Source organism: Veillonella sp. VA139 (assembly GCF_003992005.1).
Taxonomy (GTDB): domain Bacteria; phylum Bacillota; class Negativicutes; order Veillonellales; family Veillonellaceae; genus F0422.
On record NZ_RQVL01000005.1, the window covers coordinates 32,513 to 55,003 of the forward strand.

Consider the following 22,491-nt stretch of genomic DNA (forward strand, 5'->3'; position numbering starts at 1 on the left):
ATGATGATGAAGCCCATACATACAAGGACATCAGTATGTCCCTACGATTGCCCAGATGCCTGTGGATTGACCTTGACCGTTGAGGGAGACCGTTTGCAACAGGTGCGAGGCATGAAAACGCACAGTTTCACGAGAGGAACTTTGTGTCAAAAAATGCAATATTACGAACGAACTGTCCACCACAGTGGACGTTTAACAACTCCTTTGCGCCGTACAGGCCCTAAAGGAAGTGGACAGTTTACACCCATCACATGGGATGAGGCACTACAAGAAATTGCTAAGAAGTTTCAATATTGTATTGATACGTACGGCTCTGAAAGTATTATGCCCTATTCCTATGCAGGGACCATGGGAATCTTACAAAAAAGTGCAGGGGATCCACTCTTTGCCATATTAGGCGCTACCCGCCAAGACAAGGGCATTTGTTCCCCTGCCAAACGCTATGGCTGGGTTAGCCTTATGGGGAATACTTTGGGGAATCGTCCACAAGATATACAACACAGTGATTGCGTAGTGTTGTGGAGCCTCAATGCAGTGGCTACGGACGTACATGTTCTACATGATGTGACCATAGCTCGCCAACGAGGTGCCAAGCTTTGGGTAATTGATACGTACTATACAGAGACAACGAAATTAGCAGATGAAGTCATTATCATACGACCAGGTACAGATGGCGCCTTTGCGTTGGGTGTGGCTCATGTGTTAGCAGAAGAAGGCTTGGTGAATACAGAGTTTATTCATCAGTATGTACAAGGCTATGAGGGATTCCGTGATTCTATTATTTCGCAGTATCCACTATCGAAAGTGGCGCAGATCACAGGCGTACCAGAGGAGCGTATTATTGAGTTTGCTCGTGCCTATGGACAAGCAGTAGCACCTTTTATTCGCTTAGGTAGTGGACTTTCACGATATGGAAACGGAGCGAATACGGTGCGATGTGTGGTGGCATTGCCTGCCTTAGTGGGGGCGTATTTGCACAAAGGGGGCGGACTCTTATCCAGCGCCTCAGGCAGTACATTTGTAGGGGGACAACGTGTTAGCTGGGAGCGCTTTCAGGTAAAAGAAACACGGCTGAACCCAATGATTCATTTAGGGCCCATGTTAACAGAGGCCGACAATCCACCGATTAAAGCCCTCTATGTATATTCCAGCAACCCTGCAGTGACCTCGCCGGACCAAATGGTGGTGTGCAAAGGATTGGCACGAGAAGACCTGTTCACGGTGGTACACGAACGATTTATGACGGATACGGCGAAATATGCAGATATTGTGCTCCCTGCAACGACGTCCGTAGAGCATAATGATATCTATAATTCCTATGGACATTACACTATCGGTTGTGGATACCAAGCCATACCTCCGGTAGGTGAAAGCCGATCTAACTGGAATACCATTTGTAGTATTGCTGGAGTGATGGGCATCGACAACCCTGTGTTTGCTATGTCGGAACTAGAGATGATTGAAGATATTGTGCGACATGCTCCAATTGCAACGGAAGTGCAAGACAGAATCTTATCGGGGGAATTGGTAGAGATGGATTTATCAGATACATATAAACTAGAGTACGGTACACCATCTGGTAAGATTGAATTATATAATCCACTAGAGCGTGAGCCCTATCCTGTATATCATGAAGCTTATGGAGATACAGGGGAGTTCTTCCTCATCAATGGGGCTGATCCACGCATACTAGACTCGTCCTTTTGTGAGAACCAAGAGGATACACCAAAGATGGTCGCTCGTATGCATCCAGAGGATGCGAACCGCAAAGGGGTATTACACAGTGAATTTGTGCGTTTGTCTAATGAGCGTGGTTCTTTACGGATTGCCTTAGTCATTGACGATACAGTACCACAGGGGACCATTGTGAGTAGTGGTGTGTGGTGGCAATCTCAATCCCATGATTCAGAGCATACAATCAATGTATTAACTGCCTCACGACCTACCGATTATGGTTGGGGCAGCACCTTTTATGATGTGAAAGTAAATGTGGAATCCTGTGACTAAAAAAGAGTGATGCTTGGGTTATAGTTAATAGATATAGTGTATCTATCAATGATAGGTCGAGCATATATGCATAATTAGCATAGAAAAAGCCATTTTCTACAAAGAAAATGGCTTTTTATTTTATCTATAATTAGATATAATAACAAAATAAGCATAAAAAGTGTTTTTATACAGTGTATATTTGTTATTATAGGATGTATTTGAAAGGAGGAAGTATGTCAGATCATACTCAACTATCGGGGCGAGCCTATATCGCTATAGGACTTATGCTCTTCGCTTTATTCTTTGGGGCAGGTAACTTAATCTTCCCTGCTACTTTAGGTCAACATGCAGGTACCAATGTGTGGTGGGCCATCTTAGGGTTTATCGTAACTGGTGTAGGTTTACCATTATTAGGGGTTATGGCCATGGGATACTCCGGCAGCCGCAACGTACAAAGTTTGGCAAGCCGCGTGCATCCAGTATTTGGGGTTTTATTTACATTGGCGTTATACTTATCCATTGGCCCGGCCTTTGCTATCCCTCGTACGGGCACAGTATCTTATGAAATTGCAGTGAAACCATTCTTAGGCGGCGCTGCCTCAGATACATCATTATCCTTGTTCCTTGTAGGGTTCTTCGTAGTCACATTGTGGCTCTCCATTAATCCCCAAAAATTGGTGAATCGCATTGGTAAAATCTTAACACCAGCCTTGCTAGTGACAATCGTGGTGTTAATTATTAAATCCTTGATTACCCCATTAGGTGGCTACGGCACACCGACAGAGGCGTACGCAACTAGTGGTACTGCATTCCTGCAAGGTTTCCTAGATGGATATAACACATTAGATGCCTTGGCATCCTTCGTGTTTGGCATTTTGGTTATCGAATTTGTCACACTTTCAGGGGCACAAACACGTGATGAAATAACACGAGCTACGATGAAAGCGGGTTTAATCGCCGTAGGTTGTTTAGGTGTGGTGTACATCTTCATTGCTAGCCTGGGCGCTACCAGCGTAGAACAGTTAGGCATTTTGGAAACAGGCGCACCAGTATTAGCGGAATCTGCTCGTTTGTTATTCGGCGATTTAGGGGCTATGATCTTGGCAGTCATCGTATTATTAGCGTGCTTGACGACGAGTATCGGACTTGTTACCTCTTGTGCGCAGTATTTTAGCTCACAGTTTGGTGGCTTATCCTATAAAGCCTATGCAGTGCTATTCGTGTTGATTTCTTTCGGCGTAGGCATGTTTGGATTGAAAACCATCATTACCGCAGCCATTCCTGTGTTGATGTTCCTCTATCCATTATCCATCGCATTGATTGTGTTGGCATTCTTACATCCCTTGTTCAACGGTCGCCAATGCGTATATGCTTGGACAGTAGGGGCAACGTTTATCACAGCCCTTGTATCTGGCTTAGAAACAGCCAGCGTAGACTTAGGTAGCGTAGGACAATTCTTCGCTACACAAGTGCCAATGCACGGCATCGGAATGGATTGGATTGTATTCGGCGGCGTAGGATTCGTGATTGGAATGATCCATCGGGCGTTGGTGAAAGCTAACTAAGAGTATTTTATATAATAAGGAAACACAAAAAGCTACACAGTAGAATGTATCTACGTGTAGCTTTTATGTATATAACCTTATAGGCATTCTTATTCCAAATCATCGAAGTCGAAAGCCGCTGCTTTTGTATAGTTTGTCACTTTTGCCTCGAAGAAGTCAGTTTTCGTACTGTTCAAGTTGGAGAAACTTTCAATCCAAGCCATAGGATTTTCTTTGATGTCTGGATATAACGGTTGCAAGCCGATGGAATCAGCACGTTGGTTTGCTAAGTATTTGATATAGCGTTCGATCAATGTGTTGTTGATGCCAAGGATTTTGTCATCAGTGATGTATTGACCCCAAGCGATTTCATTTTCTGTACCTTCACGGAGCATTTGTGTCAATTCAGCCTCTAGTTCAGCAGTGAAGAGTTCAGGACGTTCGATGCGAAGTTCACGGATGATGTTTTGGAACAACACTAGGTGAGTTACTTCGTCACGATTGATGTATTTAAAGATCGTGGAAGTTGCGGTCATTTTACCTTGGCGAGCCAATGTGTAGAAGAAGCTAAATCCGGAGTAGAAATAGATGCCTTCTAAAATATAGTTTGCCATGATCGTGCGAATCAAATTGTGTTCCGATGGCTCATCGCTAAAACGTTGGTAAATGTCAGCGATGAAGCGGTTACGAGCTAGTAAATGTTCATCTGTACGCCACTCATCATAAATGCGGTCACGAGTAATTGGATTTGTTACCGTATCCAAAATGTAAGAATAGGATTGGGCGTGAATTTCTTCTTGGAAGGCTTGGATGTTCAATAAAGAAGCCACTTCGGATGCTGTAATATAACGGCTCAAGTTTGGCAAGTTCTCGCTTTGAATGGAGTCCAAGAAGTTTAAAAAAGAAATGATTTTGTCGAAGGCACGGCGCTCGCTATCCGTTAAATAAGGGAATTGCTTAATATCTTCGTTCAAAGAAATCTCTTCAGGAATCCAGAAATTGTTCAGCATCGTGCGATACAATGTATTCGCCCAATCGTACTTAATACGATTCCATTCCCGTAAATTCGTCGTATTACCGCCCACCATACTTTGCGTGCCACGGTCGCCATGTTCATTAAAAATCAGTTTCTTTTCCATGAAAGATCTCCTATGTGTTTAGGTGAAAGTCAACATAGGAGATGACATTCACTAATACAATTACATAATATACATTTTGCCCTCTTAGGGATTATTTTTATTATACTAAACAGGGATGAAAGTTTCAAATTTTTCTATTTAGTATATTGGCAGAAAATAAGAATAAAACTCATAATATTTATGTTATACTAAAAGTGTCACTATGCCTATTCCGTGACAGGAAGGAGGTGTATCTTATGCTTGATTTAGTTATCCTGTTAATTGTTTCTATCATGGCAAATGTAATTAGTTATTTCATTTGCAAATGGCTAGATAGTAACAATAAATAGTGACTGGCCTATTGTTATTTTATCGGATAACAAGCAAAAAGCACAGGAGTACGAGTCCTGTGCTTTTTTGTGTACCCTACGCTAGAATACGTTTCCTGTTAATTTAGTACGTTTTTATTATAGCATGATAGTAGAGATATTGGAAGAGGAAACTGGCCATTGTTGCTAGAATAGTAGCAGATAATAAAAAGTGGCAAAATGGGTTGCAATAGCTTTCAGTAGAGCTAGTATTAGATACGCATATGATATAATAGAAGCAATGATATAAGAAAGAGATACATTGAATCGGGTGCGAGTAAAAAGAATATCTACAGATACAAATTTAGGTGATGGCAGTTTTCTATAAAGGGATATATGATGCAATTAACACTGAAGCAACAAGAAAAAGCAGCCAAAGAGTTTGCTAAAAAATGGGAAAATAAGGGCGATGAAAAGCAGGATACACAAAGGTTTTGGATGGAATTATTGCAAACCGTGTATGGGGTGGAGAATCCTGCTGATATAATTTGCTTTGAAGAACGTGTGCAACTGGAGCATACTAGCTATATTGATGCTATGATTCCCGCAACACATACACTGATTGAACAAAAAAGTTTAGGGAAGGATTTACATGCGCCTATTCGTCAATCAGATGGTACTGAATTGACACCAGTAGAGCAAGCAAAACGGTACGCAGCTAACTTGTCCTATAGTAAACGAGCTAGATGGATTGTGAGTTGTAATTTCAAAGAGTTTCATGTATTAGATATGGAACGGCCTAATGATTCAGTGGAAATTATAGAATTAAAACAATTAGGGACAGACTTTTATCGACTTAATTTTTTGGTAGACGTGAAAAGTAGCCATATTGAGCGTGAGATGGAAATCTCAAAAGGCGCTGGCGAATTAGTTGGTAGACTATATGATTGTTTATTACAACAATACAAAATTAATGCTCTGTTAACAGAAACTGAGATTCTGCATAATATTAATAAGCTCTGTGTAAAACTTGTATTTTGTCTATATGCAGAAGATTCTGGTTTATTTGGTAAGAAAAATATATTTCATGATTATTTAAAAGATTTCCAACCTCATCAAGTTCGTAACGCTTTGATGGACTTGTTTCGTATTTTGGATACGCCAGAAAGTAATCGTAGTCCCTATGAAACTGAAAGTTTGTTAGCCTTCCCTTATGTCAATGGTAGTTTATTTAGCGATGCTGTAGAAATTCCTCAATTCTCAGAAGAAGCCATTCAGCTAATATTACAAGATGCATGTAATTTTGATTGGAGTGAAATATCTCCCACCATATTTGGTGCTATCTTTGAAAGTACATTGAATCCGGAAACAAGACGTCACGGAGGTATGCATTATACAAGTATTGAAAATATTCATAAACTCATTGATCCATTATTTTTAGATGCATTCAAAAATGAATATAAAGAAGCTATGACATTAAAAACTGGCAAGGCTAGAATGAAAGCTCTGAAACAGTTGCAAGAATCAATGTCGTCGAAAACATTTTTTGATCCTGCTGCAGGATCGGGGAACTTTTTAACAGAATCTTACTTATCCTTACGAAGATTAGAAAATGATATCCTTAGAGAAACCATAACAGATGCAGCTGGTACAGGGGTACTTGGATTTGATGAAGAAGAATTTAACCCTATTAAGGTGAGTATTCAACAATTTTATGGAATCGAAATTAATGATTTTGCTGTATCTGTTGCCAAAACTGCCATTTGGATTGCAGAGGCACAGATGTTTAAGGAAACAGAAGCGATTATTCATAAAGAGATGGACTTCTTACCACTTCATACGAATGCTAATATTCACGAAGGAAACTCCTTGCAAATGGATTGGGAAACTGTGATTCCGGCTGCAGAACTAACTTATATTATGGGAAACCCTCCGTTTTTAGGGTTTACGTACATGAATGAATTTCAGAAACAAGATCTACAGTTATTATTCCCTAAAAAGAAAAATTTAGACTATGTTTGCTGTTGGTATAAAAAGGCCTATGAGTATATGAAGGATACAGAAGTAGAGTGTGCCTTCGTATCGACTAATTCTATTGTCCAAGGAGAAACGGTTGCTAGAATGTGGGAAGACATACCTGTTTGTATAAACTTTGCACATAGAAGTTTTATTTGGAGCAGTGAATCTAAAAATAGTGCCAATGTTCACTGCGTGATTATAGGCTTTTCCATGGAAGGGAATGGCGACAAATGGCTATTTGATGATGGGAAATCGTTGAAAGTAGAGTCAATTAATAAATATTTAATGGATGGACCAGATATTCTGATTCAAAGTAGAAATAAACCTCTTTCAAATGTAAATCCAATGGCGTATGGAAATAAACCTGTAGACGGAGGCAATTTGATTATTGAAGCGGATGAATATCCTCAAATTTGTGAAAACTACCCTGATATTGTGAAATATATACATCCTTTAGTAGGCGCTAAGGAGTATTTATATAATGAAGAAAGATATTGTTTATGGTTAAAAGGAGTAGATCCATCCATTATTAAAAATAATCCCTTTCTATATGATAGAGTTTCTAAGTGTAAGGAAGTAAGGACTAATAGTAAAGCTGCAGGGATTCGGAAGTTTGCCGATGTGCCAGCTATCTTTGCTCAGATTACACAACCAGAAGATTGTAACTATTTAATTATACCTTGCACATCATCTGAAAAAAGACGATATATTCCAATTGGGTTTATGGATGGTAATATAAAGGTGACTAATGCGGTGCAAATCGTTCCTAATGCTACTTTATATGATTTTGGTATCATCACATCTAATGTCCACATGGCATGGATGCGTGCCTTTGCAGGACGATTGAAGAGTGATTATAGATATTCAAAAGATGTTATATATAACACATTCCCATGGCCAAAATTACAGGAGCAACATCGAGTAGCCATTGAAAAGACTGCAAAGCAGATTTTAGAGGCTAGAAAACTGTATCCTAATTCTACCTTGGCAGAGTTATATGATGAAGTGACTATGCCAATCGAATTAAGAGAAGCCCATCGTGATAACAATCGAGCTGTGATGCGAGCCTATGGCTTTGATTTAAAAATGACAGAAGAAGAATGCGTAGCAGAGTTAATGAAACTATATCAGGCGTTGCTAGAGAAATAAAATTTCTATGTATACTGCCATACAGGTGATTGCTTTTCTTTCTTATAAATGATAGTATACAAGAGGAAATACTGTGACAGTAGATACACAGTCACATTGTATGAAACCTCTATAGGAGGTATTAGTAGTTTGAAAGGAAGAGTAGTATGCTCGAAATTATGAAACAAAAAGGGAAGAAGGCTACCATGTTGGCAGCTGCATTGCTCGTCATCACAGGGGTGGTACATGGACAGATTCAAACCGGAGGAAGCGCCGAAAAGGAGTTCTATTACCCACCTGATCCAGCTGCAGATATTATGACAGGTTTGATTCATGATGTGAATGCTAATAAAACGGAAGTGAGAAAAGTAGGTGGAAATGCAGCGGCATTGGCAGCATTGAAACCATTGCAATACAATGCAGGACAAACGACACAAATCATGGCAGGGGTTGGTACATACCGTGGACAAACAGCAGGTGCCTTGGGGGTAGCTCATTATACGAGTCAAAACCTCATGTACCATGCCGGTGTAAGCCTAGGTGGTGCACATAGCTTTATGGGGAATGCTGGTGTAACACTTGGATTTGGACCAGGTGCAACAGCACAAACAGAATCATCCAAAGTAGACATGTTACAAAAAGCAGTGGACCGCTTAATCGCTGAAAATGCAGAAATAAAAGCAGAAAATGCACAAGTAAAAGCAGCATTGCAAGATATTTACGCAAAATTAAACAATACATAAGGGAATGCAGAACGCTATAGTTTGCATAGTATAATAAAAAACACAGGGACAGGTGCCCTGTGCTTTTTTATAACGCGGATTCAGCATTGTTAATAATCTTCATCCTGGTATTCTCTTCTTTTGACAATTGTATTCCCATACTGGTTAATCCTTTTATATCTAAGTCAGATAATACATTCATATATAGTTGTCTATCACTTTTATTAATAATAATCAATCCCTTGTTGTAGACAAGAATGAACGATTATAAATATAGACTGTTTTCCAACAAAAAATCCACTATATGTTTGTGAACGATTCCATCTTGGCTAAAGTCAACGGTATCCATGGAGAGAACAAACTTAGGGTAATTATCTTGTACATGCGCATACACACCAAACTCACGTTGTCGAGTGGACTCTGTTTCCATGAGATAGGATACTTGAAAGTATAGTCGCTCTTTATCTTTCATAGCGATAAAATCGATTTCCATATCTTTTACTTTACCGATTTGTACAGTATATCCTCTGGAAATCAGCTCAATATATACGATATTTTTCAGGGCTCTTTCAATATCTTTTGTGTTAGAATATCCTTTGGCAGCCCGAAATCCATGATCTGTAAGGTAATATTTTTCGTCTATTTTAAGGTTCTTCTTGCCGACGGTATCGAATCTAGGCACTTTTTTCAGGATGAAAGCTTGCTGACAATAGTCTAGATAATTCAGGATCGTATCAATGGAAACATCCCGATGCTCGCTCTTTAAATATTTTTTAATACTAGTTGCAGAAATGGGGGACCCTATATTTTGTATAGTAAATGATAAGATGCGATTGAAAATATCTACATCGCGAATCTTATTGTGGGTCAACACGTCTTTGATCAAAACTGTATGATACACATCATTTAGATACTTATAACTGCTGTTTTCTTCTAAGTTAAAGTATTTTAAGGTAGGCATGCCACCTAATTGGATAAACTTAGTGAATAGATCTTCCTTACTAAGCTGTTTTTCTTGGAATACTTCAATAAACTCATCAAATGTAAATGGCTGTATTTCAAACTCTACATATCTACCCGCAAGGAGCGTAGCAAGTTCGCCAGAGATTAAGGTGGAGTTGGAACCAGTAATATAGATGTCGCAATCTTTATCAACACGTAGACCATTTACAACTTTTTCCCAATTTTCCACTAACTGTATCTCGTCAAAGAAATAGTAAAGCTTCCCATTTAAGTGTTTCGTTGTTTCTATGAGATATTTTGCCAATAATGTGGCATTGTTTATCTCTAAAAACTCTAAGGATTCAAAGTTAATATAAACTTTACGTTCATCAGGCACTTCTTGTAAGATAGTGTCTTTAATTATCGTTAATAACGTAGACTTCCCAACACGGCGCATACCTGTGAGAATTTTAATTACAGGCTTATCAATGAATGGTTCTATTTGCGTTAAGTACTTAGGGCGTTTAATATATTCCATAACTAACACCTCACTTTCATTGATTCTATTATACTCGAAATAGATGCATATTCCAATAATAATTTCGAGTATAGTCGAAACCATTAAAGACTATGCATACCATTTCGATTATAGTCGAAAGTATTATAGGATATTAGTATAGTTTCGATCATAAACAAAATACATATCAATCGTACTATATATAAAACCTTTGAATTATTAACATATTGCAAACATTTGTGATATAAAAAGACAAAGAAGCGTCATCAACGTGAGTTGGGCTCATCTCTTCCTACTATGGAAGGAGGTGGTACTATGACGAAATACGAAAAAATCAGCTTAATCATTTCTATTTTATCATTAGTAGTCAACATTATTGCTTTATATAAATAATGAAAACGCCTAACGTAAAGAGGTATCTCACCACCTCAACACGTTAGGCCATTTCATTTCACCATTTTTTTGAGATGAGCCTAACGCCACCACACGTTGAAGGCTCTTCTTGTTTCTAAGTAAAGTATACCATAGTTATTTACAGAATACAAATCCCCCTCTCCCCGAAGAAACGACGTCGTTCCTCCTACATCTTTGGCGGGGGATTTGCCTAACTCGAAATATGCAAAAAGAGCACGGTGTGCTCCGAACAAACATCATGAAATGTCGTTTGTGAGGAGCATGCCGTGCTCTTTCCATTCATTAGGCTTATACGCTCCAAAGATTAGGAGGAACAGCTAGTGCATTCATCCATTTCTAAGGATTGGTTACGAATATAGTAAATTGTCTTAATACCCTGTTTATAGGCTTCCACATATAAATCGAGAATTTCCTTCGCTTTCATTTGTGGTGTAATGTACAAGTTGAAAGACTGTGCTTGGTCGATGTGGCGTTGGCGGATACCGCAAGCCTTGATAGACCATTGTTGATCGATGGTGTGGGCCTCTTTGTAGAACCACATCGTTTCGTTGCTCAAATCAGGTGCTGTTTTCGGAGTGAAGCTACCTTTTTTCTCTTCAATAAAGAACTTTTTGAAGATTGGGTCAATGCCAGCGGTAGTATTAGCAATATTGGATGTGCTGCCTGTAGGAGCGATAGCCATTAAGTAACCGTTACGGATACCGTATTTTGCCACGTCGGCTTTCAGTTGTTGCCATCTTTCAGAGGTATACCCACGACGTTCAAAATATTCACCAGTTTCCCATTGAGAACCTTTGAAAGCAGGGTAAGCACCTTTTTCTTTCGCTAATTCCATGGACGCCTTGATGGCAGCGTAGGCGATATTTTCAAACAATGTATCAGCAATTTCCAAGTGTGCATCGCTTTCCCATTGTACTTTATGTTTCACCAAATAGTGGTGGTAACCGCTTGTTCCAAGACCAATGGCACGATATTTTTCACTAGTCACACGTGTTTCAGGCACCGGGAATTGGTTGATAGTAATAACGTTATCCAGCATACGCACTTGTAAAGCGATATTTTCTTCCAATTCTTCATCAGAGGTTTGCCCTAGGTTGATAGAGTTCAAGTTACAAGTTACCATGTCCCCCGCTTTCGTGCGAGTCACGATGGAACCATCGTCTTGGATAATTTCTTCGTCTAAATCGGTGAAACCAACATTTTGAGCAATTTCATGGCACAAGTTGGAAGCATAAATCATACCTGCATGTTTGTTAGGGTTCGCCCGGTTCGTAGTATCTCGGAAGAAGATGAACGGCGTACCTGTTTCTACAGCAGAACGCATGATTTTTTTCATCATATCCAAAGCACTGACTTCGATGCCGTGTAGATCTGGACTAGCTTCACAAGCTAAATATTTTTCTGTGAAAGCTTTATTCGTATCGTCATCGTAATAGTCTTCTAATTGAAAGCCCATCACACGAGAGACTTCGTGTGGGTCGAACAATGTGAAATGCTCACGATTGATAACACGTTCCATGAAAATATCTGGTACAGATAGAGCAGGGAAGATGTCGTGCGCTTTACGACGGTCATCACCATTGTTCGTACGAAGTTCAACAAATTCGTAGAAGTCTTTGTGCCACACGTCAAGTGTTACCGTAGCGCCACCTTTGCGTTTACCTAGTTGGTCTACCGCAACGGCAGTATCATTGTATAAACGAATCCAAGGGATGACACCGCCAGAAGAATTTTTATAGCCACGGATGTCGGAGTTCAAGGCACGTACTTTACCAAGATAAATACCAAGAGCACCACCATGTTTAGATACACGGGAGAACTTTGCGTTCACATCGTAAATGGACCAAAGATTATCTTCTACGCCAGAAATGAAGCAAGAGCTCAATTGATGGAATGGTGTACCTGCATTCGCCAATGTTGGAGTAGCAGTAGTCATCTTTAACTCGCTCATTAAGTCATAGAATTTTTTTGCGTAGTATACCTTTTTGTCACCTTCAATGACAGCTAGGTGCATAGCGATAGCCATGAAACGCTCTTGAGGAAGTTCAAAAATTTCTTTATTGAACCCTTTCACTAAATAGCGGTCTGCTAATAGTTTAATACCTTCATAGTTAAATAGGTAATCACGTTTAGGCTTAATATAGTCGCCAAGTTCTTCCAATTCAGCTTCCGTATATTGTGTTAAGAAGAAGTCCGCATAGCGACCAGCATCCACTAAGGTTTTTACTAAATCAGTGAAGTTGCCATACCCAAAGGCCTTATATTTGCGGTTAATAGCAGCTTCTTTGTATAAATCGAATAAGTATAGACGAGCAGCCACGAATTGCCAGTCTTGGTTCATGCGGTTTACCATGTTGCCAAAACCATCGTCTACTTTTTGGATGACTTTCTCGATGGCAGTTTGAACAAGAGTTTGTTGAATTTGTTTCGTAGTCATACCGTCCACGAACTGCAATTTACAGTCCATTTCTAGCTCGATAGGGTCACAAGAATCTAAACCTAAACAAGCAAAGGCAACCATTTTCTTCGTTTTTTCTACCGACAATGGCTCATAATGGCCATCACGTTTCTTGATCATAATGCTCATGAGTGTCTCCTTTTACTGACGATGTAATGTTTGTATCCATTGTAAAGAGTATTCACATATATTGAATATATGTGAAAGCATATCCGTTTAACATATGTATTAGGCCTTGGCCATAAAAGGACTCCCATTTACGAATCGCAAATGAGAGTGCATAGATATGTTTTCACATGGACTCAATATCAATATATTGTATAGAGATAAAGTGCTTTGGCACAATATCTTCTAAAATTATACTATACCAGTCTTTTTTTCACAATGGTTTAGCAATGTCAAAAATGCATACCATAATGAGGAAAAGATACTTTACAAAATAAAGAGGATGAAAAATTTCGCTGTTTTTGTATCAGATAGTTTGTAATGGGTACTTTCAGAAAAAAAGAAATGGAAAAAAATAGATATGGCTTGTAGCTTATGCATGATAAAAATCAATATATTGTGTTATAAATTAAAGTCATACTATTAATGCTAAATAAGTATAATAGAATGTAAAAATAATTAATGAGAAAAAATATCACATAGAAAAAAATAAACATTTTAAAAGTATTTTAATAATATGTTGTTGAAATGAAATTTAATAATGACAAAAAATTATATAACCTAAAAAATTGTGTAATAACAAGATAGTTGGGGCAAAAGATAAAAGTACACTGTATAAGTATAAATTAAATGATAATCACCTTGAAAATGGCATGCGGTTATACATGCCCCGAAAGCCTGTGAAAAACGTTATCAAAACGGGCTAATCCCTTGTAAAAATAGGGGTTTTAACGCTGTCTGTGACAATTGTAACACTTGAGATAACCGTATATAATAAGGCTATAGATTGGTGCATATATCAGTCATATATGCAATGTAAAAATATTTACTTATTAAGAACAGTATGTAAGAGGTATAGTTCAAAATAAGACAAGTGTTTTTGAGGAGGTACGTATGGAACAATATGATGTTCTCGTAGTAGGTAGTGGTGGAGCAGGCCAACGAGCTGCTTTAGAAGCTGCACGACGCGACGGTTTGCGTGTAGCATTGATCACAAAAATTTTCCCAACACGTTCTGCCACAGCAATGGCACAAGGTGGTGTTAATGCGGCGTTGAATAACGTAGCAAAAGAAGACTCCACAGAAGTTCACACATTCGACACTGTAAAAGGTTCTGACTATCTTGGCGACCAAGATGCTATCGAGTTCTTCTGTCAACGTTGCCCAGAAGGCGTATTAGAAATGGATTTCATGGGAACTCCTTTCTCTCGTACAGATGAAGGCAAAATCGCACAACGTAACTTTGGTGGACAATCCTATCCACGTACATGCTACAGTGCGGATAAAACTGGTCACGTAATTCTTCATACAACATATGAACAATGTCTTAAAGAAGGCGTACATTTCTTACAAGAATGGTACCTATTAGATATCGTTGTAAAAGACGGTAAAGCTGGTGGTGCTATTATCTGGAATATGAAAAAAGGTAAAGTAGAAATTATCAAAGCTAAATCCATCGTATTATCCACTGGTGGTGCTGGCCGTGTATTCTGGACTCGTACAACTAACCCATTCCTTTCTACTGGTGACGGCATGGCAGTAGCTTTCCGTGCTGGTGTAGGTTTGAAAGATATGGAAATGATTCAATTCCATCCAACTGGTCTTGGTAAAACTGGTATCTTGATGTCCGAAGCGGTTCGTGGTGAAGGCGGATACTTGTTAAACGTTGAGGGCGAACGTTTCATGAAAAAATACGCTCCTAACAAAATGGAATTAGCGTCTCGTGACGTTGTAGCGAAAGCAATCGAAGATGAAATCGCAGCTGGTCGTGGTTTCAATGGTTCTGGCCTTGATGCATACGTAGTAGCTGACCTTCGTCACTTAGGACCAGAAGTTATCATCGAAAAACTTCATGGTATCCGTGACTTGGCTCTTTGCTTCGAACATTGCGATCCATTAACTGATCCAGTGCCAATTCGTCCTACTTGCCATTACATTATGGGCGGTATCGACGTAGTTGACTACAAAACTTGTGCTACAGAAGTTCCTGGTATCTTCGCATCTGGTGAAGCTTCTTGTATCTCTATCCATGGTGCTAACCGTTTAGGTGGTAACTCCTTGGCAGACGGCGTTGTATTCGGTAAGGTATCCGGTGCAGGCGCTGCTGACTATGCACAAGCTAGCACATTCGCAGATTGCGATGCTGAATTGAAAGCAAAAGCTGACGAATGGGAAGCTAAATTCGTGGAAGTTACATCCCGTACTTCTGGTCGTCCAGTAGCTGAAATTCGTGATGAATTGGCAGTAGCTATGTGGAATAAAGTAGGTATCTTCCGTAATGAAGCAGGTATCACAGAAGCTCTTGAAGTGATTGATCGTTTAACAAAAGAGTATGAAACTTGCTACGTAGGCGATTCCAACCGTACTTATAACATGGCATTCGTTAACTATGTAGAAATCAAATCTATGTTAACAGTTGCGAAAGCTATCGCTTTAGGTGCGTTAAACCGTAAAGAATCCCGTGGTGCTCACGTTCGTGAAGAATTCCCTAAACGTGATGATTCCCAATACTTAAAACATACAATTTGGAAACTTGGCGCAAATGGCGAATACGAAATGTCCGAACGCGATGTAGTGTTCACTAAATACGAACCACAAGAAAGGAAGTACTAAGATGAGACAAATTACTTATCATATCCACCGCTTTAACGAAGGCCGCGCGTATGTACAGTCTTATACTTTCGATTACGAAGCAGACCGTACTATCCTTTGGGGCTTACAAAAAATTAAAGATACAATCGATCCAACATTAACTTTCGTTGCAGCTTGTCGTTCCGCAGTATGTGGCGCTTGCTCTGTGAAAGTTAACGGTCAAGCAATGCTTGGTTGTGAAGCTAAAATCGACGAAGTAACTGAACGTTTTGGTTCTGATGAAATCACAGTAGCACCAATCGGTAACTTCGATGTAATCCGTGACTTAGTTGTTGACTGGGAAGCAAAAGTTAGCCGCTTGAAAGAAGTAGCTCCTTGGATTTTCGTAAAACCAGAATTTACAACTAAAACTGGTACTCGTCAATCTGCTGCAGACTTCAAAAAATTCGTTATGAACACAGAGTGTATCCTTTGCGGATGCTGTGCTTCCGAATGTAACAAATTGTCTGCTAACCGTGAAGACTTCTTGGATCCATATGTATATACAAAAGCTAACCGCTTTGTAATGGATTCCCGTGATGTGTCTCCAATGGCGCATACTACACCAGCTTTCAACCATGGCTTGTGGAAATGTGTACATTGTATGAACTGTATCACTCGTTGTCCTAAACATTTGAAACCAGAAAAAGATATTTCCAACCTTCGCCGTGTAGCGACACAAGCTGGCTTGTCCAACAAAGGTACTCGTCATGCGATCGCGTTCAAACAAGACTTGTTAAAAACTGGTCGCCTAAACGAAGTAACAATGAGCTTGAAAACAGACGGATTATTGGATTCCGCAAAACAAGGTCTATATGCTCTTCGTTTATGGAAACATGGTAAAATCAATCCATTCGAATTGGTAGTTCCTCATAAACCAGTGAATGGTATTGAAGGTGTTCGTACAATCGGTCGTGCAGTAGAGGAGGCTGGAAAATAATGAAATACGGATTTTTCCCAGGTTGCGTATTAGAAGGCGCATCTAAAGAAGACTACTTAGCAACCGTTGCAGTAGCGAAAAAATTAGGTATCGAAATCCAAGAATTAGACGGATGGACTTGCTGCGGCGCGTCCCATGTTCAAGATATCGATCCATTATTGGCTCTTTCCACTAACGCTCGTAACATCGCGTTAGCTGAAAAAGAAGGCTTAGATATTCTTACAGTTTGTAACACTTGTACATTAATGCTTCGTGAAGCTAAAAAAGAGCTTGATGATCATGAAGTAACTCGTCAAAAAGTAAATAACATCCTTGGCGAAGCTGGTATGAACTACAAAGGTACTAGCGAAGTAACACATTTCTTGTGGGTGCTTATCCGCGAATATGGTTTAGATAATTTGAAAGCAAAAGTAACTCGTCCATTGACTGGTCTTCGTGTTGCTGAATATTATGGTTGCCATATCCTTCGTCCAGAAGAGGAAATGGGCTTCGAAGATATGCAAATCCCAACAAGTTTGGCAGATTTGATTACAGCATTAGGTGCTACTCCAATCGATTTCTCCCGTAAATTAGATTGCTGTGGTTTCCATGCAGTATACCCTGCACATGATTCTGTAATGCAAATGACTGGTTCTATCAATGCAGATGCACAAAAAGAAGGTGCTGATTGTGTAGTAACACCATGCCCGCTTTGCCAAATGCAATTGGATATGTTCCAAAAAGAAGCAAAAGCAACTGTTGCAATGAATGGCGATATGCCTATCATCCACATGAGCCAATTAATTGGTCTTGCATTGGGTTGCACTCCAGCAGAAATGGGTATGACAGATCGTCACTTGGCAAGCACTGCTTCCTTGAACCGTTTCTTATAATCGTAAACTTACAATTGAATTACACAAACTTACAACAGGTTGTCCCTCGGGGCAACCTGTTTTTGGGATCTATAGGGTTATAGAGTCATAGAGTTATAGGACAAAATGGGGTTATAGGACAAAATGAGTTGGGTTTAATAGCGATGAGACTGTCATATACTAGAGGGGTTGAATGTTAAAGTTGCTTTGGAATTTTTGAGAAAGATAAAATGATCTAGTGTTACCAATGATGTATCAAGTCACATGTGGACTTAATGTATAGTGATGTTATAAGAATATAGTTAATTACGATAGTATTTTTGTGTTAAAATGTAGAACATATATATTGAAAAAATAGAACAAATATGCTAATATACTACTATACTACGATAGAGGAGGGATAGTATGGCAGTGTATATGTGTTTAGATTTGAAGAGTTTTTATGCTTCTGTAGAATGTGCAGATTTGGGGGTAGATCCTTTTACAACCCCATTGGTTGTGGCGGATGCATCACGTGGGCTAGGAGCGATTACACTAGCTATTTCTCCTGCGTTAAAGCAATTAGGCGTCAAGAACCGATGTCGATTGTTTGAGATTCCATCTACTATTGAGTATATGGCGGTAAAGCCTAGGATGCGACGATATATGGAAGTATCTGCCGCTATTTATGGCGTCTTATTGGACTATGTGGCACCAGAAGATATTCATGTGTATTCCATTGATGAATATTTTATTGATGTGACCCCCTATAGCCGATTGTATAAGAAAACATGGCAGGAATTAGCCTTGTTATTCAAAGATAAGATACTGGAACGGACTCATATTCATGCTACGGTTGGATTAGGAACTAATTTGTTTTTAGCTAAGGTCGCCCTCGATGTATTGGCTAAGCATGCACCGCAAGGAATTGGTATTCTTAATGAGGAATTATTTAAAGAAAAGATATGGCATCATCAACCCATCACAGATATTTGGCAAATCGGAAGGGGAATCGCAAGTCGGTTACATAAGTATGGCGTAGTGGATTTACATGGTATTACGACTGTGCTTGAGGAGCGCTGGTACAAGGAATTTGGGGTCAATGCAGAATTGCTCATCGATCATGCTTGGGGGCGTGAGACGTGCACCATGAAAGAGATTCATGCGTACCGACCAGCGAAACATTCCTTGTCGAGAGGGCAAATTTTGCTGCGAAATTATTCCTACGAGGAGTGTTTTGTCCCTCTTCGGGAGATGGTGGAATCTTTATTATTGGAATTGATTGCAGAGGAGGCACTGACAAAATATATTTCCTTAGGGGTACGGTATGCAGATAGGACAGTGAAAGGTACCGGCGGGTCACGACGATTATCGAAGTATACGTGCTCCTTAGAGGTACTTTCACAGGCAGTATTGGAACTGTATAAAGAAACTACTTATCCTCATCAGGAGATACGGCAGTTGTCGGTGGGATTTGATGATTTAGTGAACCGTGAGGCCGTACCTTGGGAAGAAGATTTGTTTTCTACGTCTCAGGATAGGGAAGAAAAGGCATACCAAGTGGAACGGACCGTATTGACCATAAAGGAAAAGTTTGGCGGTAATGCCATACTTCGTGCTAGCAGTTTGCAAGAAGAGGGGACCATGCAGTTTCGTAATACCTTGGTAGGAGGACATAATGCAACATAAACGACCGAAGATGACATTGTTACAGAGGGCTAAACAATTTATGCCCTTTGCTGCTTTGAAAGGATTTCAGGAGTTATTGGAAGAAACAGCGCGATATAAAGAGAATCGTAAAGAACTTTCAGAGGAACAATTGGAAGTATTAGATGCACAGTGTAAGGGACTAGTGATAGGGAATGTAGTCAGTGTAGTCTATCATAATGGACGAGCCTATGACACGGTGCAAGGGCGATTACAACAAATTGATACAGTGTATCGAACGATGACGGTAGGAGACGTGCTTGTACCTATGTCTCATATTATGCGGGTTACCACCATTGGTTGAGTATTGACCATTTTTGTAAATCATGTAGAATGGTACATATACGCTATGTGCTAGATAGGCGAGCCATGGTGAATACATGAGAACAGGATGGACATAATGAAACAACAACGATATAGAACCTATGGGTGGTGGGCCATAGGGTTGAGCCTCATCTTGGCGTTGCTAGGGTTAGGCTGGAATATGTATGTGAAATATACAACGCCGGTGACGAAATATGTGGTAGAAGCAGGCGATTTTGAATTGCAAATCCCTAAGTTAGGTGTAACGAGTACAACTATCTCTTTAGCTTGGAATCCAGTGAATGATGACAGATTGGCGGGGTATGATATTTACGTTAATCAAGAAAAAGTGAAAGAAATTCGTCCTAGTGCAAAGGGCATATCTATCATTCCTAGACTAGAGTTGAATGGATTAGAATCCGATACGGTATACTTAGTGCAAGTAAAAGCTGTGGATGATAGGGGTGCTATCTTGTCGGATTCTTCCAAGGTACCAGTTAAAACATTACCTCAAGAACCGCGTTTAGAGGCTACCGCTTATGGTGCTGTAGGAGATGGAATCACGGACAATACGTTAGCGTTGCAAAAAGCGATACATGATACCCCAGCTGGAGGTATCTTACATCTTAGTAAAGGTGTATATCGCACAGGAACGCTATTTTTGCACAGCTATATGACCTTAGAATTAGATGAGGATGCTGTGCTGATGGCGGTCAATGATAGTTCCGCCTTTGTAAAGCCTAATTATGTGGTGACTGGAGGTACGCCATATTTAGGACTTTTACAGTTAGAAGGCGATGAGCAAGGACCTATTGAAAATGTTGTTATTCGTGGTGGGACCATTGATGGATATGGATGGAAAGAAGACCTTTTACAAGAGGAGAGCGCACCCGAAGCGGATGCAGTGACGCACGATATTCTTGATCATACTGGTTTATTAAGTAAGTCGGAAGTGCAAGCTGCGATGCGTAGAGGGGCTAGTTATGAAAAAGGAAATTCCACACTGTCGTCTTTAGTGGTTATCCATTATGGTAAGGATATTTTACTGAAACATACGGTGTTAAGAAATGCAGCGGCTCATATGGTGGATGCTACACAAGTAGACGGGCTGAACATCCAAGATGTACGTATGGAAGGCATGCATAGTGGCGATGGCTTGCATTGGGATGGGGTAGGGTTACTGACGCACAACCTTATCATGGAACGCATGCAACAAGGGATTGTGGTATTAGCAGGACATCCTGTAGGATCTAGTGTAACGGAGCAGTGGAATGCGTACAATTTACAGATTCTCCATAGTCGTGTAGGCATTGTCTTTGCCAATACAGGAAATACTTGGATTCAACATATGTATTTACAAGGATTGACTATGGAAGATGTACTACTAGCTATGCGTGTTCGGGAGACTACAACCATAGGTGGAGGTATTCGTGATATTGTTGTGAAAGAGGCATACTTAAAGGGCATTACACAACAAATCGATGCAGGGACTAAACGGAATAGTCCGGTGGAATGGATTCACAGTACGGTGGAATTGTAAAACCAACAAAAACATAGGGGCTGTAACAACATAGTTCTCAATAAAATAGAGGAAAGTTGATTAAAAAGCATCAACTTTCCTCTGTTTTTGTCTATTCACTATCGGTTAGGGTTAGATTTATGGTTGCAATGGATTGTGGAATAAGCCCTGTGTTTTTTTGCGGCGCTTGCTAGGCACGTAGACTTGTAAAAACTTAGGTAATACTTCTAGGTCTATTGGCGCATCAGGTCCGATATCGCCATCCATGTTGGTGGATGCATCCATGGTGTCACACACCTCGATGCGAGCTTGTTTGACTTTTAGGATGGTGACATATTTGGAGTTATAAATAGAACCGCTTAGAATGAGTGGCAAGATGAAGAATAGGTTCATGATGAAGTATTCTTTGAAAATAATAATACGCATATACCCATCATCTACGGAAGCGGTAGGCATGAAATGTTCAAAGCTAGAAACTACATTGGTTAGTAAGGCGATGACCAATGGAGACATAAACTCTTTGGTTCCCTCTTCGGTGGTGATGCGGAACTTATAATCCTTGGTTGTAAATAAGGCTTGTCCACCTTTGGCGAAGTAGGCTAGAGGTCCTAATAGTTGTTTTTCTTTTGGTGTGACGGATGCCACTACTTCGGGGATGACCCCAATGGCAATATTGTTGCAAAAAAATGAATCATTGCAACGACCCACATCCACATGACGGATAGTACTATTTTTTAAGCCGTGAATAGCTTCTAATGGTTGTAAGGGGATACCTAAAGCACGGCTCATATCGTTGACAGTGCCAAGGGGTATGAAACCGAACTTGGAGCGACAGCCAGCTTTTACAATGCCGTTAACAGTTTCATTAATGGTGCCATCACCGCCCATGCAAAAGATGGCATCGAATCCTTCGTTGGAGGCTTCGATGGCGAAGCGGGTTGCATCACCAGCTTGTCGGGTAAACTTTACTTCTAGGCGATCAAAGAGGGCACTTAATTGCCATTGTAGTTCCATTACGTATCGGCGAGCCCGACCACCGCCTGATACAGGGTTTATAATAATTAGACAACGACTCATGGTTGATTCCTATTCTATACACAGATACATTTGTTATGACTATTATATCATAGGAAATTTGATTGTGGAAAAGGGTTATTTCTGTAGATTTCATTGATTTTTAGGAGCTATTTCACGTATAATGAAAGAACAATGTTACGCATGCCAAGAGTAGGTGAAA

14 protein-coding genes are annotated in these 22,491 nt (G+C 39.9%); 10 read left to right on the top strand and 4 right to left on the bottom strand.

The annotated features are described in order from the left end of the window. The first annotated feature begins 3 nt into the window (after positions 1-3). Both EO125_RS03670 and brnQ read left to right on the top strand, forming a co-directional pair. Positions 4-2,007, top strand: a complete 2,004-nt coding sequence (locus EO125_RS03670) for a molybdopterin-dependent oxidoreductase (RefSeq protein WP_127147708.1) — start codon at positions 4-6, stop codon at positions 2,005-2,007. A gap of 215 nt (positions 2,008-2,222) precedes the next feature. Next, positions 2,223-3,554, top strand: coding sequence for a branched-chain amino acid transport system II carrier protein (gene brnQ / locus EO125_RS03675; protein ID WP_127147709.1), 1,332 nt, complete (start codon positions 2,223-2,225; stop codon positions 3,552-3,554). 89 nt (positions 3,555-3,643) lie between these two features. Here brnQ and EO125_RS03680 read toward each other — a convergent pair whose 3' ends face one another. Next, positions 3,644-4,672 (bottom strand): ribonucleotide-diphosphate reductase subunit beta, encoded by a 1,029-nt coding sequence (locus EO125_RS03680; RefSeq protein ID WP_127068821.1) that lies wholly within the window; start codon positions 4,670-4,672, stop codon positions 3,644-3,646. A 683-nt stretch (positions 4,673-5,355) separates the two neighbouring features. Between EO125_RS03680 and EO125_RS03685 the strand changes: the two genes are divergently transcribed. Together EO125_RS03685 and EO125_RS03690 are read left to right on the top strand one after the other, a co-directional pair. Continuing rightward, complete coding sequence (locus EO125_RS03685) at positions 5,356-8,127, top strand: DNA methyltransferase (protein WP_240630430.1); 2,772 nt, start codon at positions 5,356-5,358, stop codon at positions 8,125-8,127. A gap of 146 nt (positions 8,128-8,273) precedes the next feature. Further along, positions 8,274-8,849 (top strand): YadA C-terminal domain-containing protein, encoded by a 576-nt coding sequence (locus tag EO125_RS03690; RefSeq protein WP_127147710.1) that lies wholly within the window; start codon positions 8,274-8,276, stop codon positions 8,847-8,849. A gap of 244 nt (positions 8,850-9,093) precedes the next feature. Here the strand turns inward: EO125_RS03690 and EO125_RS03695 are convergent, their stop codons facing one another. Then, the gene (locus EO125_RS03695) at positions 9,094-10,308 is read right to left on the bottom strand and encodes an ATP-binding protein (RefSeq protein ID WP_127147711.1); all 1,215 of its coding nucleotides are present in this window, start codon (positions 10,306-10,308) and stop codon (positions 9,094-9,096) included. A 697-nt stretch (positions 10,309-11,005) separates the two neighbouring features. Continuing rightward, positions 11,006-13,288: a ribonucleoside-diphosphate reductase subunit alpha gene (locus EO125_RS03700; RefSeq protein ID WP_127068825.1), complete on the bottom strand. Its 2,283-nt coding sequence runs from the start codon at positions 13,286-13,288 to the stop codon at positions 11,006-11,008. A gap of 930 nt (positions 13,289-14,218) precedes the next feature. On the opposite strand from EO125_RS03700, the gene EO125_RS03705 reads away from it, so the two are divergent. The 6 genes from EO125_RS03705 to EO125_RS03730 all read left to right on the top strand — a co-directional run bounded on the left by EO125_RS03705 (position 14,219) and on the right by EO125_RS03730 (position 21,275). Continuing rightward, complete coding sequence (locus EO125_RS03705) at positions 14,219-15,937, top strand: FAD-binding protein (protein ID WP_127147712.1); 1,719 nt, start codon at positions 14,219-14,221, stop codon at positions 15,935-15,937. 1 nt (position 15,938) lies between these two features. Continuing rightward, positions 15,939-16,895, top strand: coding sequence for a succinate dehydrogenase/fumarate reductase iron-sulfur subunit (locus tag EO125_RS03710; RefSeq protein WP_127147713.1), 957 nt, complete (start codon positions 15,939-15,941; stop codon positions 16,893-16,895). After that, on the top strand, positions 16,895-17,767 hold the full coding sequence (locus EO125_RS03715; RefSeq protein ID WP_127147714.1) for a CoB--CoM heterodisulfide reductase iron-sulfur subunit B family protein: 873 nt from the start codon (positions 16,895-16,897) through the stop codon (positions 17,765-17,767). The genes EO125_RS03710 and EO125_RS03715 overlap by 1 nt, the downstream gene beginning before the upstream one ends. A 384-nt stretch (positions 17,768-18,151) precedes the next feature. Then, positions 18,152-19,414, top strand: a complete 1,263-nt coding sequence (locus EO125_RS03720) for a DNA repair protein (protein ID WP_127147715.1) — start codon at positions 18,152-18,154, stop codon at positions 19,412-19,414. Then, positions 19,404-19,736: a hypothetical protein gene (locus EO125_RS03725; RefSeq protein ID WP_240630431.1), complete on the top strand. Its 333-nt coding sequence runs from the start codon at positions 19,404-19,406 to the stop codon at positions 19,734-19,736. The genes EO125_RS03720 and EO125_RS03725 overlap by 11 nt, the downstream gene beginning before the upstream one ends. Positions 19,737-19,832: 96 nt before the next feature. After that, positions 19,833-21,275 (top strand): glycosyl hydrolase family 28-related protein, encoded by a 1,443-nt coding sequence (locus EO125_RS03730; protein WP_164726428.1) that lies wholly within the window; start codon positions 19,833-19,835, stop codon positions 21,273-21,275. Positions 21,276-21,392: 117 nt separating this feature from the next. On the opposite strand, the gene EO125_RS03735 is transcribed toward EO125_RS03730, so the two are convergent. Continuing rightward, complete coding sequence (locus EO125_RS03735; RefSeq protein ID WP_127147717.1) at positions 21,393-22,331, bottom strand: diacylglycerol kinase family protein; 939 nt, start codon at positions 22,329-22,331, stop codon at positions 21,393-21,395. Positions 22,332-22,491: the final 160 nt, after the last annotated feature.

What these genes read in the sequence shown, in the direction of transcription:
- EO125_RS03685 (WP_240630430.1), top strand. Translation starts at nt 5,356, where the DNA reads ATGATGCAATTAACACTGAAGCAACAAGAAAAAGCAGCCAAAGAGTTT.
- EO125_RS03710 (WP_127147713.1), top strand. Translation starts at nt 15,939, where the DNA reads ATGAGACAAATTACTTATCATATCCACCGCTTTAACGAAGGCCGCGCG.
- EO125_RS03690 (WP_127147710.1), top strand. Translation starts at nt 8,274, where the DNA reads ATGCTCGAAATTATGAAACAAAAAGGGAAGAAGGCTACCATGTTGGCA.
- EO125_RS03695 (WP_127147711.1), bottom strand. Translation starts at nt 10,308, where the DNA reads ATGGAATATATTAAACGCCCTAAGTACTTAACGCAAATAGAACCATTC.
- EO125_RS03720 (WP_127147715.1), top strand. Translation starts at nt 18,152, where the DNA reads ATGGCAGTGTATATGTGTTTAGATTTGAAGAGTTTTTATGCTTCTGTA.
- EO125_RS03670 (WP_127147708.1), top strand. Translation starts at nt 4, where the DNA reads ATGATGAAGCCCATACATACAAGGACATCAGTATGTCCCTACGATTGC.
- EO125_RS03730 (WP_164726428.1), top strand. Translation starts at nt 19,833, where the DNA reads ATGAAACAACAACGATATAGAACCTATGGGTGGTGGGCCATAGGGTTG.
- EO125_RS03680 (WP_127068821.1), bottom strand. Translation starts at nt 4,672, where the DNA reads ATGGAAAAGAAACTGATTTTTAATGAACATGGCGACCGTGGCACGCAA.
- EO125_RS03700 (WP_127068825.1), bottom strand. Translation starts at nt 13,288, where the DNA reads ATGAGCATTATGATCAAGAAACGTGATGGCCATTATGAGCCATTGTCG.
- EO125_RS03715 (WP_127147714.1), top strand. Translation starts at nt 16,895, where the DNA reads ATGAAATACGGATTTTTCCCAGGTTGCGTATTAGAAGGCGCATCTAAA.
- EO125_RS03735 (WP_127147717.1), bottom strand. Translation starts at nt 22,331, where the DNA reads ATGAGTCGTTGTCTAATTATTATAAACCCTGTATCAGGCGGTGGTCGG.
- EO125_RS03725 (WP_240630431.1), top strand. Translation starts at nt 19,404, where the DNA reads ATGCAACATAAACGACCGAAGATGACATTGTTACAGAGGGCTAAACAA.
- brnQ (WP_127147709.1), top strand. Translation starts at nt 2,223, where the DNA reads ATGTCAGATCATACTCAACTATCGGGGCGAGCCTATATCGCTATAGGA.
- EO125_RS03705 (WP_127147712.1), top strand. Translation starts at nt 14,219, where the DNA reads ATGGAACAATATGATGTTCTCGTAGTAGGTAGTGGTGGAGCAGGCCAA.